12 protein-coding genes are annotated in these 15,657 nt (G+C 65.8%); 3 read left to right on the forward strand and 9 right to left on the reverse strand.

Annotated elements, in window-relative coordinates:
• Positions 1-34: 34 nt before the first annotated feature.
• The 4 genes from B2X67_RS18870 to B2X67_RS18885 form a co-directional block, all read right to left on the reverse strand.
• The gene (locus tag B2X67_RS18870) at positions 35-244 is read right to left on the reverse strand and encodes a DUF1127 domain-containing protein (RefSeq protein ID WP_286786451.1); all 210 of its coding nucleotides are present in this window, start codon (positions 242-244) and stop codon (positions 35-37) included.
• 501 nt (positions 245-745) lie between these two features.
• Positions 746-2,182 (reverse strand): NAD(P)(+) transhydrogenase (Re/Si-specific) subunit beta, encoded by a 1,437-nt coding sequence (locus B2X67_RS18875; protein WP_273230894.1) that lies wholly within the window; start codon positions 2,180-2,182, stop codon positions 746-748.
• Positions 2,183-2,185: 3 nt separating this feature from the next.
• Positions 2,186-2,500, reverse strand: a complete 315-nt coding sequence (locus tag B2X67_RS18880; protein ID WP_090224605.1) for an NAD(P) transhydrogenase subunit alpha — start codon at positions 2,498-2,500, stop codon at positions 2,186-2,188.
• Between the two features lie 124 nt (positions 2,501-2,624).
• Entirely contained in the window at positions 2,625-3,746 is a 1,122-nt protein-coding gene (locus tag B2X67_RS18885; RefSeq protein ID WP_286786452.1) for a Re/Si-specific NAD(P)(+) transhydrogenase subunit alpha, read from the reverse strand.
• A 465-nt stretch (positions 3,747-4,211) separates the two neighbouring features.
• Here B2X67_RS18885 and B2X67_RS18890 point away from each other — a divergent pair, with 465 nt between their 5' ends.
• Positions 4,212-5,843 (forward strand): hybrid sensor histidine kinase/response regulator, encoded by a 1,632-nt coding sequence (locus B2X67_RS18890; protein ID WP_286786453.1) that lies wholly within the window; start codon positions 4,212-4,214, stop codon positions 5,841-5,843.
• Here the strand turns inward: B2X67_RS18890 and B2X67_RS18895 are convergent, their stop codons facing one another.
• The 3 genes from B2X67_RS18895 to B2X67_RS18905 form a co-directional block, all read right to left on the reverse strand.
• On the reverse strand, positions 5,844-6,470 hold the full coding sequence (locus B2X67_RS18895; RefSeq protein WP_286786454.1) for a response regulator: 627 nt from the start codon (positions 6,468-6,470) through the stop codon (positions 5,844-5,846). It abuts the gene before it with no gap.
• Positions 6,471-6,573: 103 nt separating this feature from the next.
• A complete protein-coding gene (locus B2X67_RS18900; protein ID WP_286786455.1) occupies positions 6,574-7,047 on the reverse strand; it encodes a hypothetical protein in 474 nt (157 codons plus the stop codon).
• A 147-nt stretch (positions 7,048-7,194) separates the two neighbouring features.
• Positions 7,195-8,100, reverse strand: coding sequence for a LysR family transcriptional regulator (locus B2X67_RS18905; protein WP_282339448.1), 906 nt, complete (start codon positions 8,098-8,100; stop codon positions 7,195-7,197).
• 201 nt (positions 8,101-8,301) lie between these two features.
• Between B2X67_RS18905 and B2X67_RS18910 the strand changes: the two genes are divergently transcribed.
• Together B2X67_RS18910 and B2X67_RS18915 are read left to right on the forward strand one after the other, a co-directional pair.
• Positions 8,302-9,483, forward strand: coding sequence for an acyl-CoA dehydrogenase (locus B2X67_RS18910; RefSeq protein WP_090224614.1), 1,182 nt, complete (start codon positions 8,302-8,304; stop codon positions 9,481-9,483).
• Positions 9,484-9,608: 125 nt separating this feature from the next.
• Positions 9,609-10,832, forward strand: a complete 1,224-nt coding sequence (locus B2X67_RS18915) for a CaiB/BaiF CoA transferase family protein (protein ID WP_286786456.1) — start codon at positions 9,609-9,611, stop codon at positions 10,830-10,832.
• 245 nt (positions 10,833-11,077) lie between these two features.
• Here B2X67_RS18915 and adeC read toward each other — a convergent pair whose 3' ends face one another.
• Together adeC and B2X67_RS18925 are read right to left on the reverse strand one after the other, a co-directional pair.
• Positions 11,078-12,520, reverse strand: coding sequence for an AdeC/AdeK/OprM family multidrug efflux complex outer membrane factor (adeC, locus tag B2X67_RS18920; protein ID WP_286786457.1), 1,443 nt, complete (start codon positions 12,518-12,520; stop codon positions 11,078-11,080).
• Positions 12,517-15,654, reverse strand: a complete 3,138-nt coding sequence (locus B2X67_RS18925) for an efflux RND transporter permease subunit (protein WP_282339451.1) — start codon at positions 15,652-15,654, stop codon at positions 12,517-12,519. The genes adeC and B2X67_RS18925 overlap by 4 nt, the downstream gene beginning before the upstream one ends.
• Between the last annotated feature and the right edge of the window lie 3 nt (positions 15,655-15,657).

Genomic DNA, 15,657 nt, shown 5'->3' on the forward strand with positions numbered 1-15,657 from the left:
GCTTTTGCGTGTCACGCGCTTACGCGGCATCCACTCAGCGCCAGAACGGCTTGTTCAGCTCGGAGAAACGCTGCGCTTCGCTGATACCGGCGTCGGCGAGCAGGCGGGAATCCAGACGCGCCAGCTGATGACGGCTTGCCATGCGGCGCTGCCATTGCAGGAGGTTGGCCAGCAGGCGAAGCGGCATTGACGATTTCGAGGAGACTTGTTGAGTGTTCAGTTCGGAACTCAGGGTGCGTTCCATGATGACTTCCTTCCGCATTCGGCGGGTTTGGTTAATTTCTGAGGTAAATGATGCGCCCTGGTAAGAGAACCCTGTAGTCACAGTTACCCGAAATTGTGCTGGTTTTAACGGTTTCACCCCGAAACTGTTATGTTACCGAATGCCGCAACTGTTCCGGTAATGCTCTCTGTTGGTGCGATATTTCTACCCAAATGGCTCGCTTCGCACGCTTAAGTGACACATGACCAGTACAGTTTTATCGATCTTTTAGAGCACAGTTCTGAATGAAGCTCTTTTGCCAGAGTTTTCTATTGCCTTAACCGAAAAGGCCAGTGGTATACCCTAAAAAACAGAGAATAGTGTTTCTAGTGCCTGGAGTCGGCACAGTACAGCCGGTATTTCTCCCGCCGGCGCACCTGCCAGATCACTGCAAACGATAAGCCCTCCCATCACGTGCTCCTCCGACCGAACGAAAAACGCCCCGCGGGCGCGAGCCGGCAGGGCGTCTGGTATTGCGAGGTTTTAGTCCACCGCTTTGACCATGTCCTCGATGACCTTTTTGGCATCGCCGAAGACCATCATGGTCTTGTCCAGATAGAACAGTTCGTTATCCAGGCCGGCATAACCGCTGGCCATGGAGCGCTTGTTGACGATGATCGTCTTGGCCTTGAAGGCTTCGAGGATCGGCATCCCGGCGATCGGCGATTTCGGATCGTTCTTCGCCGCCGGGTTGACCACGTCGTTGGCGCCGAGCACCAGCACCACGTCGGTCTGCCCGAACTCGGCGTTGATGTCCTCCATCTCGAAGACCTGCTCGTAGGGCACCTCGGCCTCCGCCAGCAGCACGTTCATGTGACCGGGCATGCGCCCGGCCACCGGGTGGATCGCGTACTTCACGGTGACGCCGTTGTGGGTCAGCTTCTCAACCAGCTCCATCAGCGCGTGCTGTGCGCGGGCCACCGCCAGGCCGTAGCCGGGAACGATGATCACGCTGTCGGCGTTGGACAGAAGGAACGCGGCATCGTCGGCCGAGCCGGATTTCACCGGACGCTGCTCGCTGCTGCCCGCGGCCGGACCGGCGTCGGCCGAGGAGCCGAAGCCGCCGAGGATGACATTGAAGAACGAGCGGTTCATCGCCCGGCACATGATGTAGGAGAGGATCGCGCCGCTCGAGCCCACCAGCGAACCGGCGATGATCAGCATCGAGTTGTTCAGCGAAAAGCCGATACCCGCGGCCGCCCAACCGGAATAGCTGTTGAGCATCGACACCACCACCGGCATGTCCGCGCCACCGATGGGGATGATGATCAGCACGCCGATGACGAAGGCGAAGATCAGCATCAGGCTGAACGCCACCAGGTTGCCGGTGAACATGTAGGTCACGCCGAGCACCAGGATGGCAATGCCGATCACCAGGTTGATCATGTGCTGACCGGGGAATTGCACCGGCGCCCCCTGGAACAGGCGGAACTTGTACTTGCCCGAAAGCTTGCCGAAGGCGATCACCGAACCGGAGAAGGTGATCGCACCGATGGCGGCGCCGAGGAACAGCTCCAGGCGGTTGCCGACCGGAATCGGGTCGCTGATGCTGGCGACGATGCCCAGCGACTGCGGCTCGACCACGGCGGCGACGGCGATGAACACCGCGGCCAGGCCGATCATGCTGTGCATGAAGGCGACCAGCTCGGGCATCTTGGTCATTTCGACGCGCTTGGCCATGATCGAGCCGGCGCTACCGCCGACCAGCAGGCCGACGATGACGTAGCCGATGCCGGCAGTCGCCAGCTCGGCACCGAGCTTGTAGATCAGCGCCACGGTGGTGAGTACCGCCAGGCCCATGCCGAGCATGCCGAACAGGTTGCCGCGCCGCGACGTGGTCGGGTGCGAAAGGCCCTTGAGGGCCTGGATGAAGCAGATCGAAGCGATCAGGTAGAGAACGGTGATCAGGTTCATGCTCATGGTTCAGTGCTTCCCTGCTTCGGCTTTCGGGGCCTTTTTCTTGAACATTTCCAGCATCCGCCGGGTGACCAGGAAGCCACCGAAGACGTTGACCGCGGCCAGGGCCACGGCCAGGGTGCCCATCGTCTTGCCCAGCGGCGTGACGGTCAGCGCGGCGGCGAGCATGGCACCGACGATGACGATGGCGGAAATCGCGTTGGTCACCGCCATCAGCGGAGTGTGCAGCGCGGGAGTGACGTTCCAGACCACGTGGTAGCCGACATAGATCGCCAGCACGAAGATGATCAGGTTGTAGATGCCGTCGGAAATCAGGTCCATCGGGGTGATCCTTTTCTGAGTGGGCTCGTTCCCTCTCCGCGGAGAGGGGCCAGGGGCGAGGGTTCGGCGCAGCGCCGTCCGCAACCGCCCTTCGGGCTCCCTCTCCCGCAGGAGAGGGTCGTCTTCATTTGTTGACGCGCACCGCTTCGCCGCCCTTGCACATGAGGCAGGCCGCGACGATGTCGTCTTCCAGGTTGATGTGGAACTGGCCGTCCTTGTCGAGGACCAGCTTGAGGAAGTCGAGCAGGTTGCGCGAATACAGCGCAGAGGCGTCCGCCGGCACCTGGGTCGCCAGGTTGGCGTAGCCGATCAGCGTCACGCCGTGCTTGACCACCACCTGATCGAGCTCGGTCAGCGGGCAGTTGCCGCCTTGCGAGGCCGCCAGGTCGATGATCACCGAGCCGGGCTTCATCTCCTGCACGGTGGCTTCCTGCAGCAGCGTCGGCGCCTGGCGGCCGGGAATCAGCGCGGTGGTGATGATGATGTCGGCCTGCTTGGCGCGTTCGTGCACGGCCTGCGCCTGACGCTGCATCCACGAGGCCGGCATCGGCCGCGCGTAGCCGCCGACACCCTGGGCGCACTCGCGCTCCTCGTCGGTCTCGAAGGGCACGTCGACGAACTTGGCGCCGAGGGACTCGATCTGCTCCTTCACCGCCGGACGCACGTCCGAGGCCTCGATCACCGCACCCAGGCGGCGCGCGGTAGCGATCGCCTGCAGGCCGGCGACACCGGCGCCGAGGATCAGCACGCGCGCGGCCTTCACCGTACCGGCGGCGGTCATCAGCATTGGCATGAAGCGCGGGTAATGGTTGGCGCCGAGCATCACCGCCTTGTAGCCGGCGATGTTGGCCTGCGACGACAGCACGTCGAGGCTCTGCGCGCGCGAGGTACGCGGCGCGGCTTCCAGGGCGAAGGCGGTCAGCCCGCGCGCTGCCATCTTGCCGATGGTCTCGTTGCTGAACGGATTGAGCATGCCGATCACCACGCCGTTGGCGGCGAAAATCGGCAGCTCGTCGTCGCTGGGTGCCAGCACCTTGAGCACGATGTCCGCGGCGAAGGCTTCGGCGGCGGTGCCAATGCTTGCACCCACCGCCTCGTAGGCGGCGTCCGGCAGGCTGGCGGCGACGCCCGCGCCGCTCTGGATAGTCACCCGATGGCCCTGGCCGATCAGCTTCTTGACGGTTTCCGGAGTCGCCGCGACGCGGGTTTCTCCAGCATGGGTTTCGAGGGGAACACCGATATGCACTGACCAATCTCCTGCGATCATTGTTATGACAGGCGCTGTTTACCGCCGAATCGGACCGGCAGCACATCCCGTGCCGCAAGCGAAACGGCGGGGCGCGGCATTTTGCAACTGAACCGCGACACCCATCAAGAAGTTATGAAGGGCTGTCGCGGCAATAACTACAAGTCACGGTTTGACCCGGTATTTCCCTTTCAGGCCACAGCCCACGGGCCATGCAGCCTGTAGCGTCTAAACGGTTTCGTCGGCGGGAGCGGCCCATGGGCGAATCGAATGCTCTGCCATCAGTCGGTTTTTCGTCTGAACCGCCACGAGGTCCGCCGCACCTGCGACACAGCGTCGCCGGGGTTATGTAGCAAATATGACAGAACGCTACATGGAGCGACGGTTCCATACCAGACACACCTGCTCGAGTGCCGGGCGCGCAACTTGCTACCCTTGCCGGACGCTACGACGGAAACCCCGACGATGATCCGCCCTGCCCCTTCGACACGTGATACGGAACGCTCGCAGGCCCTGGTCCGCCTGGTGCTGTCCAGCATCGCGACGCTCTACGTGATGCTGCTTTACCTCACTGGCTATCTGGTCGAGGCGCAGCTGCGCAGCATCCTGATCTACAACGCCGCCTTTCTCGTGGCGTCGTTCGCCCTGATCGCCTGGATCGTGCGCAAGCCGGGCGTCAAACCGGTGCGACGGCTGCTGGCGATGGTTCACGACTACGCCGCGATCACCTTCGCGATGATCATCGGCGGCGAGGCGATGCTGCCGGTCTACGGTGCGCTGCTCTGGGTCACGGTGGGCAACGGCATGCGCTACGGCACGCGCTACCTGACACTGGCGACGGGCCTGGCGCTGCTGTCGATCGGCGTGATGGCGCTGCTGTCGCCGTACCTCTGGCAAAACCCCTTCGTGCCGCTGACGCTGCTGGTGACCACCTTCATGGTGCCGGCCTACGCGCACGTCCTGCTGACCCGCACGCGCCAGGCGTCGGAGCAGGCGCAGACGGCGAGCCTGGCCAAATCGCGCCTGCTCGCCCAGGCCAGTCACGACCTGCGCCAGCCGATCCACTCCATCAGCCTGTTCACCGCCTGCCTGCGCGACGCCCGGCTGGGCGACGAGGAACGCCGCATGGTGGACAACATCGACCGCTCGCTGCTGAGCGTGGAACAGCTGTTCCGCTCGATCCTCGACGTCTACACCCTGGACAACGGCCAGGTGGTGCCGAGCGCCGAGGTGCTGGCGATGGACGAGGTGCTCGCCGGGCTGGTCCGGCAGAACACCGAGGCCGCGCGCTGGGCCGGTGTAACGATCAAGGTCCGCCCGAGCCACTGCCACGTGCGCTGCGACCCCGCGCTGCTCGGCACGCTGCTGCAGAACGTGCTCTCCAACGCGCTGAAGTACGCGCCGGGCAAGGCGCTGCTGATTGGCTGCCGGCGCCGCGACGGCGGCCTCGCCATAGAAATCCACGACCGCGGTCCGGGCATCGATGCGCAGGACCTGCCGCACCTGTTCGACGAGTTCTACCGCGTCCGCCGCTCGCGCGACCATGACGTGGAGGGCGTCGGCCTCGGCCTCTCGATCGTCAATCGCATCGCCGACATGCTCGGCCTCGGCGTGCGTATCCGCTCGCGCCCCGGACATGGCACCAGCGTCGCCATCGAGGGCCTGCCGCTGAGCCGCGCGGACCAGTACCGACCCGCGCAGAACGAGGGCTCCAACCGGCGCCTGCTCACCGGCCTGCGCGTGCTGCTGATCGAAGACGACCGCGACGTGCTGCTGGCCACCGCCACGCTGCTGCAGAAATGGGGGTGCGAGGTGCACAGCGCCACCTCGGCGCTGGACACCACGGCGGACTTCGATCTGGTGATCACCGATTTCGATCTCGGCCGCAGCATGTCCGGCGCCGACTGCATCGACTACCTCAACCGCCTGCACGGTCGCCGCGTGCCGGCGATCGTGATCACCGGGCACGACGTGCGAAAGGCGCAGCAGGCGTTGAACGACACCCAGGTGCCGGTGCTGGCGAAGCCGGTACGGCCGGCGGAGCTGCGTTCGATGCTGTTGGCGCTGAAACTCGACCTGCAGGCGCAGTCGGCCTGATCAGCGCCGCACGAGCAGCCCGGCACTGGCGCCGAGCGCCGCGGCGGCGCTACGGCTGGCGACGCCGAGCGACTGCAGCAACGAGGAGACGTGCAGGCGCGCGGTGAAGGGCGATATGTCCAGCTCGCGGGCGATTTCCTTGTTCGACAGGCCGGCGGTGAGCAGCCGCAGCACCTCCTGCTGGCGCGGCGTCAGGCCTTGCACACGCGCCCGCTCCGGGCTCTGTCCGAGAATCCCGCCGCGGACGTAGCGAACCACGAACTCGCCCGCGCGGATCGCCAGGATCGCCTCGCCGATCTCGTCCGGTGGCAGCGACTTGCCGACGAAGCCGTCGGCACCGGCCGCCATCACCTGATCGATCTGCGCCTCATCGTCGATCATCGAAACGATGATGATCGAGGAGCGATTGAATTCCTGACGTAGCGAGCGGATCGACGCGGGCACGCTCAGGCCGGGAAACATCAGGTCGAGGATCAGCACTTCCGGCGGCGCCTGGCGGGCCAGCGCCAGCACGGCGTCGAGGTTGGCGGCCTCCTCGATGTGCGCCGCGGGCATCATCCGGCGGACGATGCGCGACAGCCCTTCGCGGAAAATCGGATGGTCGTCGGCGACGATGATGCGTTCCATGCGACGGGTTCCTGCTGGAAATCGGCGCGCCCACTGGGCCCGGTGCGGCCATGGTAGCCGCGTCCCGGCCGCGCCGGACAGCGGCGCGACGCGTGGCCGGCGGTCAGTAATCGAAGCGCGAGACAACGCCCTTACGCAGGTAGATGGTCAGCAGAGAGGCCTGCGGCGCAGGCGCGGCGGCGCCGTTGTTGGCGACCGCATTGACCAGGCCATCACCCTCGCCACTGAGCAGCGAGTCGGCCATGCCGAGCACGTCGGAACCGTATTCGCTCTTCGCCGCGGTGTTGTTAAGGCGGCGCTTGAGACTCGTCGGCAGCGAATCCATCAGGCTGCCGGATGAGCCGGTGGTGGTCTGCCGGCGGTAGGTCCAGCGCTCTTCGCCGGTGCTCGACACGCTGCGCGAATCCGGGTGGCCGAAGTGGCTGACCACGTCGTTTGAGGTGGTCTTGCCGGATACCAGGTTCTGGCTGATGTAGGCGACGTCGAATTTCTGCGAAGCCTGGGTGGCCTGTTGCTGGCCGGGCGCAGCGCAGCCGGTCAGTGCGAGACCTAGGGCGACGAGAGCGAAGGCTTTCATGTTCTCCTCCTGGGGACGGACGATTGTCGTTATGCGCCCACAAGCAGCGCCTGACGCCCTGAGGCGGCAGACATGCGGGCTGTGTGGAACGCTAGTTCCGGGGAGGGAATGAACCAATAGTACGGATGTACAGGCGGCCTTTGGCCATCAGCGCGACGGCGTCTCGCGGTAATCGCGGGCCTGCTCCAGCAGCCAGTCGCGGAAGGCGATCAGCGCGGCGGACTCCACCTTGCGCTCGGGAATCATCAGGTAATAGGCCTTGTCGCTGAGGCAGGCGTGTTCCTTAGCGATCACCAGGCGGCCCTCGGCCAGCTCACGCTGGATCAGGAACGGCGGGATCAAAGCCACACCCATCGCATGCTCGGCGGCCTGGGCGAGCATGGAAAACAACTCGTAGCGCGGCCCGCCGAGGTCCCCCGCGACGTTCATGCCCAGCGACCCGAACCACTGGCGCCAGGCGTAGGGCCGGGTGGTCTGCTGCAGCAGCGGCAGGCGGGCGATCTGCGCCGCGCTCAGTTCGCCACGGCCTTCGAGCAGTTCCGGGCTGCACACCGGCAGCGAGTTCTCCGGCATGAGGTAATGCGACTGGGTGCCCGACCAGTTGGCGTCGCCGAAGTAGATCGCCGCGTCGAAGGCGGTGTCGGCGAAGAGGAAAGGCCGCGTGCGGTTGGTCAGGTGCACGGTGACTTCCGGGTGCAGGCGCTGGAAGGCCTTCAGCCGCGGCAGCAGCCACTGCGTGCCGAAGGTCGGCACCAGCGCCAGTTCCACGGCCTGGTTGCCCTGCTGGCCCATCACCGCCAGGGTGTCGCGCTCCACCGCGTCGAGCTGCGCCGCCACCCGCCGGGAATAGGCGAGCCCGGCCTCGGTGAGCCTGACCCCGCGTCGCGAGCGGCGAAACAGCGCGACCCCGAGGAACTGTTCCAGCGTGCCGATCTGCCTGCAGACCGCGCCCTGGGTCAGCGACAGTTCCTCGGCGGCGCGGGTGAAACTCTCGTGGCGGGCCGAGGCCTCGAAGGCGATCAACGCCGCGGTGCTGGGAATCTTCCGGCGCATCTATGCGAAGCCCTCACTGATCAGCCACTTATTTACCGGTTGAAACTATCCCGGAGTGAGGTATTCGCACAATGGCCTGCGAAATCCTCGTTTGTCAGTCCGCTCTGGGCTGCCTAGGCTAGAACCCATGACGGCCTGCGTGGGCGGTGGCTGAAGCCCTCCGCGCGCAGGCCCCCTTCACTCCCGCACGAGGACGTTTTCATGGCCGGCAAGGCAAGCTTCAACTGGATCGACCCGCTGCTGCTCGATCAGCAACTCAGCGAAGAAGAACGCATGGTCCGCGACAGCGCCCAGCAGTTCGCCCAGGACAAACTGGCGCCGCGCGTGCTGGAAGCCTTCCGCCACGAAAAGACCGACCCGGCGATCTTCCGTGAGATGGGTGATACCGGCCTGCTCGGCGCCACCATCCCCGAAGCCTACGGCGGCAGCGGGCTGAACTACGTGTGCTACGGGCTGATCGCCCGCGAGGTGGAGCGCATCGACTCGGGCTACCGCTCGATGATGAGCGTGCAGTCCTCGCTGGTGATGGTGCCGATCTTCGAATTCGGCAACGAGGCGACCCGGCAGAAATACCTGCCCAAGCTGGCCAGCGGCGAGTACATCGGCTGCTTCGGCCTGACCGAGCCGAACCACGGCTCCGACCCGGGCTCGATGATCACCCGGGCGAAGAAGGTCGACGGCGGCTATCGCCTGACCGGTAGCAAGATGTGGATCACCAACAGCCCAATCGCCGACGTGTTCGTGGTCTGGGCCAAGGACGACGCCGGCGAGATCCGCGGCTTCGTGCTGGAAAAGGGCTGGGACGGCCTGAGCACACCGGCGATCCACGGCAAGGTCGGCCTGCGCGCCTCGATCACCGGCGAGATCGTGATGGACAACGTGTTCTGCCCGGAAGAGAACGCCTTCCCCGACGTGCGCGGCCTGAAAGGCCCGTTCACCTGCCTCAATTCCGCGCGCTACGGCATCAGCTGGGGCGCACTGGGCGCCGCCGAGTTCTGCTGGCATACCGCGCGCCAGTACACCCTTGACCGCCAGCAGTTCGGTCGCCCGCTGGCGGCCAATCAGCTGATCCAGAAGAAGCTGGCCGACATGCAAACCGAAATCACCCTGGCGCTGCAAGGCTGCCTGCGCCTGGGGCGGATGAAGGACGAAGGCACCGCGGCGGTGGAGATCACCTCGATCATGAAGCGCAACAGCTGCGGCAAGGCGCTGGACGTCGCCCGCCTGGCCCGCGACATGCTCGGCGGCAACGGCATCTCCGACGAGTTCGGCATCGCCCGGCACCTGGTCAACCTCGAGGTGGTGAACACCTACGAAGGCACCCACGACGTGCATGCGCTGATCCTCGGCCGCGCGCAGACCGGTATCCAGGCGTTCTTCTAGGCCACCCCGCGCACGTGTAGGAGCGAGCTTGCTGGCGATCCGTGCCCGCCGATCGTTTCTCACCCACCAGCCTGCATCCCTTGGTGGATGGATAAAGCGCCATCCACCCTACGAGGAGCTTCATCATGCCCGGTGCGTTGTCCCACATCCGTGTACTCGACCTGTCCCGCGTGCTCGCCGGGCCCTGGGCCGGGCAGATCCTCGCCGACCTCGGCGCCGAGGTGGTCAAGGTCGAGCGCCCCGGCGTCGGCGACGACACCCGTCACTGGGGCCCGCCGTTCCTGCGCGATGAGGCCGGCGAGAACACCGCCGAGGCCGCCTACTATCTCTCGGCGAACCGCAACAAGCAGTCGCTGACCCTGGACTTCACCCAGTCCGAAGGCCAGCGCATCGTCCGCGAGCTGGCGGCCAAGGCCGACGTGGTACTGGAGAACTTCAAGGTCGGCGGGTTGGCCGCCTACGGGCTGGACTATGCGACGCTGAAAACGCTGAACCCGCGGCTGATCTACTGCTCGATCACCGGCTTCGGCCAGACCGGCCCCTACGCCAAACGCGCTGGCTACGACTTCATGATCCAGGGCCTCGGCGGGCTGATGAGCCTGACCGGGCGCAGCGACGACGAAACCGGCGCCGGCCCGGTGAAAGTCGGGGTGGCCCTGACCGACATCCTCACCGGGCTCTACTCGGCGGTCGCGGTGCTCGCCGCGCTGAACCAGCGCGAGCGCAGCGGCCTGGGCCAGCACATCGACATGGCGCTGCTCGACGTGCAGGTCGCCTGCCTGGGCAACCAGGCGCTGAACTACCTGACCACCGGCGTCGCGCCGAAACGCCTGGGCAACGCGCACCCGAACATCGTGCCCTACCAGGATTTCCCCACCGCCGATGGCGACTTCATCCTCACCGTTGGCAACGACGGCCAGTTCCGCAAATTCTGCGAAGTCGCCGGACACCCCGAGTGGGCGGACGATCCGCGCTTCGCCAGCAACCGGGCGCGGGTCGCCCACCGTGGAGAACTGATCCCGCTGATCCGCCAGGCCACGGTGTTCAGGACCACCGCCGAATGGGTCGCCGCGCTGGAGCAGGCCGGCGTGCCCTGCGGGCCGATAAACGACTTGGCCCAGGTGTTCGCCGATCCGCAGGTGATCGCCCGTGGCCTGCGCGTCGAGCTGCCGCATCCGCTGGCCGGCAGCGTGCCGCAGGTGGCCAGCCCGATCCGCCTCTCGGAAACCCCCGTGGAATACCGCAACGCCCCGCCGTTGCTCGGCGAGCACAGCGAACAGGTGCTGCGCGAATGGCTGGGGATGGCGGCGAGCGAAGTGTCGGCGCTGCGCGAGCGCGGTGTGCTCTAGCGGTCTGGTTTGCCCGACGTAGCCTGGTATCGGTGCGCATGGCGCACCCTACGTCTTGCCAGCGGGGCTCGTAGGGTGCGCCATGCACACCGTTACAAAAACCAAAAACACCCGACAGCGTTTGCGCCACGAGGCGTCGTGCGGCCGTGGAGCCGAGCCGTCGCAGGGCGCGCCGCGCGCACCGTTACGCGATGGAGACGAAAACGCCCGGCGGATGCCGGGCGTTTTGCCTGCAACGGGTGACGTCAGTTGGCGCTGGCCACCGGCACCAGCGGCGCGGTGCGTTCCTGCCAACCGCCACCGAGGGCCTTGTACAGGTTCACTTCGCTGGTCAGCTGGGCGAGACGGTCACCGATCATGTTCTGCTGCACGCTGAACAGCTGGCGCTGTGCATCGAGCAGGATCAGGTAGCTGTCCACGCCACCGCGGTAACGGCGATCGGCGAGTTTGTAGTAGTCCTCGGTACTGGCCACCAGTTGACGCTGGGCCTCGAGCTGCTCGCGGTAGGTCTGCCGCGCGACGAGACCGTCGGAGACTTCCTGGAACGCGGTCTGGATGGTTTTCTCGTAGTCCGCCACTTCGATGTTCTTGGCGATCTCGATGGCATCCAGGCTGGCGCTCAGGCTACCGGCGGTGAAGATCGGCAGGTTGATCTGCGGCTCGAACAGCCAGGTCCCCGAGCCGCCGTCGAACAGGCCGGACAGCTGGCTGCTCGCCGTACCGGCGTTGGCCGTCAGCGTGATGCTCGGGAAGAACGCCGCGCGGGCGGCGCCGATCACCGCGTTGGCGGCCTTCAGGTTGTGCTCGGCGGCAAGGATGTCCGGGCGGCGCTGCAGCAGTTCGGAAGGCAGGCCGGCCGGGACTTCCGCCAGCTGCACGGCGTACAGGTCGTCGTCCGGCTGCAGGTTCTGCGGCAGCGGACCGCCGAGCAGCAGGGCCAGCGCGTTGCGGTCCTGGGCGACCTGGCGGCGGTACTGCGCCACGCTGACGCGTGCGCTGTCCACCGAAGTGCGCGCCTGGCGCAGGTCCAGCGCCGAGCTGGCGCCGACGTCGAAGGTGCGCTGGCTCAGCTCGTAGGTGCGCTGGTAGGTGCCCAGCGTGTCGTTGGCGAGCTTGAGCAGCGCCTGGTCCGCCTGCAGGGTGAACCAGGCGTTGGCGACGCTCGCCACCAGGCTGATCTGCGTGCTGCGCTGCGCTTCGGCGGTGGCGAAGTACTGCTCCAGAGCCTGTTCATTGAGGCTGCGCAGGCGACCGAAGAGGTCCAGCTCCCAGGCGCTAATGCCGACGGTGGCGCTGTACTGGCTGCTGATGGACGCCTCGTCCGAGCGCGACAGGTCCGCCGGCAGACGCTGGCGCGTGGCGCCGCTGCCGATGCCGACCTGCGGATACAGCTCGGCGCGCTGGATGCGGTACTGCGCGCGGTAGGCATCGACGTTCAGCGCGGCGACGCGCAGGTCGCGGTTGTTCTGCAGGGCGCTACTGATCAGCAGTTGCAGGTCGGCGTCCTGGAAGAACTCGCGCCAGCCCAGCTCGGCGGCGGGCGTGCCGCCGGCGGTGTTGGACTCCGGATAGACGTCGCCGGCCGGGTAGGCCGCGTCCACCGGTGCCGCGGGGCGCTGGTAGTCGGGGATCAGCGAGCAACCCGTCAGGGCGCTGAGCAGCGCCAGGCTCAAGAGAGACTTTTTCATTGCTCGGCCTCCTCGCTCGTGGCCTTCGGACGTTTGTCCTTGGCTATCGAGCTGACCATTACGTAGAACAGCGGCACCCAGAAGATCGCCAGGACGGTGGCCGACAGCATGCCGCCGATCACCCCAGTACCGATCGCGTGCTGGCTGCCCGATCCGGCGCCGTTAGAGATCGCCAGCGGCACCACGCCGAGGATGAACGCCAGCGAGGTCATGATGATCGGCCGCAAGCGCAGCCGGCAGGCCTCGATCGCCGCCTCGGTCAGGGATTTGCCCTGCTCGTGCAGCTCCTTGGCGAACTCGACGATGAGGATCGCGTTCTTCGCCGCCAGACCGATGGTGGTCAGCAGCCCGACCTGGAAGAACACGTCGTTGGACAGGCCGCGCCAGCTGGTGAACAACAGCGCCCCGATGATCCCCAGCGGCACCACCAGCATCACCGAGAACGGAATCGACCAGCTCTCGTAGAGCGCCGCCAGGCAGAGGAATACCACCAGCAGCGACAGCGCGTAGAGCGCCGGAGCCTGCGAGCCGGACAGCCGTTCCTCGTAGGACAGGCCGGTCCAGGAATAACCGATACCGTCAGGCATCTCCTTCATGATCTCCTCGACCGCCGCCATCGCCGCGCCGGTGCTCTGGCCGGGGGCCGGCTCGCCGAGGATCTCGATCGCCGACACGCCGTTGTAGCGTGACAGCTTCGGCGAACCGTAGATCCAGCGGCCGCTGGAGAAGGCGCTGAAGGGCACCATCTGCCCGTCGGCGTTGCGCACGTACCACTTGTTCAGGTCGTCAGGAGACATCCGTGCATTGGGCTGTCCCTGCAGATAGACCTTCTTCACCCGACCGCGGTCGATGAAGTCGTTCACGTAGCTGGACCCCCAGGCAATGCTCACCGTGTCATTGATATCCGCCAGGCTGACGCCATGGGCACGCGCCTTCTCGTCGTCGATCTCGAGCTGGTATTGCGGCTCGTCGGCGACGCCGTTGATGCGGGTGCGAGCGAGCGCCGGATTCTTCGACGCGAGCGCCATGAACTTGCCGGCGGCCTGATTGAGGGCCTCGTGACCGACACCCGCCTGATCCTGCAAGTAGAAGTCGAAGCCTGTGGCGTTGCCCAGTTCCAGCACTGCCGGCGGGGCGAAAGCGAACACCATGGCATCGCGGAAGGCGAAGAAATGCGCCTGCGCGCGCCCGGCGAGGGAGAACACGTCGTTGCCCTTGTCGGTGCGGTCCGCCCAGGGCTTGAGCATGATGAAGGCCATGCCCGAACTCTGCCCGCGGCCGGCGAAGTTGAAGCCCGTCACGGTGAACACCGAACTGACCGTGCTCGATTCGTCCTTGAGCAGGTACTCGCGCATCTGGTCCACCACCGCCTGGGTGCGCTCGGCGGTCGAACCGACCGGCGTCTGTACCTGGGCGAACAGCACGCCCTGGTCTTCCTCGGGAAGGAACGCGGTGGGAATACGGGTGAACATCCAGACCATGATGCCGACGATCACCAGATACATCAGCAGGTAGGGCGCCTTGTGCCTGAGGATGGACCCCACGCTGCGTTCGTAGCGGTGCACGCCGCGCTCGAAGGAGCGGTTGAACCAGCCGAAGAAGCCGCGCTTGCCTTCGCCGTGGTCACCCTTTTTCACCGGCTTGAGCAAGGTCGCGCAGAGCGCCGGAGTGAATACCAGGGCAACCAGCACCGAGAGCGCCATGGCCGACACGATGGTGATCGAGAACTGCCGGTAGATCACCCCGGTGGAACCGCCAAAGAACGCCATCGGCAGGAACACCGCGGAAAGCACCAGAGCGATGCCGACCAGCGCACCCTGGATCTGCCCCATGGATTTGCGAGTGGCCTCCAGCGGCGACAGGCCTTCCTCGGTCATCACCCGCTCGACGTTCTCCACCACCACGATCGCATCGTCCACCAGCAGGCCGATGGCCAGGACCATGGCGAACATGGTCAGCGTGTTGATGGTGAAGCCGCAGGCGGCGAGAACGCCGAAGGTTCCCAGCAGCACCACCGGCACCGCCAGGGTCGGGATCAGCGTGGCACGGAAGTTCTGCAGGAACAGGAACATCACCAGGAAGACCAGCACGATGGCTTCGCCCAGCGTGTGCACCACCCCTTCGATGGAAGCGGACACCACCGGCGTGGTGTCGTAGGGAAACACCGCCTCGACGCCGGCCGGGAAGAACGGCTTCAGCCGGTCGACGGTGGCGCGGATCGCCTTGGCGGTTTCCAGCGCGTTGGCGCCAGTGGCCAGCTTGATCGCCAGGCCCGACGCGGGGTTGCCGTTGTACTGCGCGCTGATCGCGTAGTTCTCGCCGCCCAGTTCGACCTTGGCCACATCGCCGAGACGCACCTGGGAGCCGTCCGGGTTGACCTTGAGCAGGATCGCGCTGAACTGCTCGGCGGTCTGCAGGCGGGTCTTGCCGACGATGGTGGCGTTGAGCTGCTGGCCCGGTACGGCAGGCAGGCCGCCGAGCTGGCCGGAGGACACCTGGACGTTCTGCGCCTGGATCGCGGTGCGCACGTCCACCGGGGTCAGCTGGAAGTTGTTCAGCTTGGCCGGATCGAGCCAGATGCGCATGGCGTACTGCGCACCGAAGACCTGGAAGTCACCGACACCCTTGGTCCGCGAAATCGGGTCCTGGATGTTGGAGACGATGTAGTTCGCCAGGTCGTTCCTGTTCATGCTGCCGTCGGTCGAGACCAGGCCGATCACCATGAGGAAGTTCTTCACCGCCTTGGTCACCCGGATGCCCTGTTGCTGGACCTCCTGCGGCAACAGCGGGGTGGCGAGTTGCAGCTTGTTCTGTACCTGGACCTGGGCGATGTCGGGGTTGGTGCCCTGCTCGAAGGTCACGGTGATGGTCATGCTGCCGTCGGAGTTGCTCTCCGAGCTGATGTAACGCAGACCGTCGATGCCGTTCATCTGCTGCTCGATCACCTGCACCACCGTGTCCTGCACGGTCTGCGCCGAGGCGCCGGGATAGGTGACCTGGATGCCGACAGCCGGCGGCGCGATGCTCGGGTACTGGTTGATCGGCAGCTTGAGGATGGACAGGGCACCAGCGAGCATGATCACCAGCGCAATAACCCAAGCGAAGATCGGTCGATCGATAAAGAATCTGGACATATG

The organism is Pseudomonas sp. UBA3153, from assembly GCF_002364635.1.
Lineage (GTDB): Bacteria > Pseudomonadota > Gammaproteobacteria > Pseudomonadales > Pseudomonadaceae > Pseudomonas_O > Pseudomonas_O kuykendallii.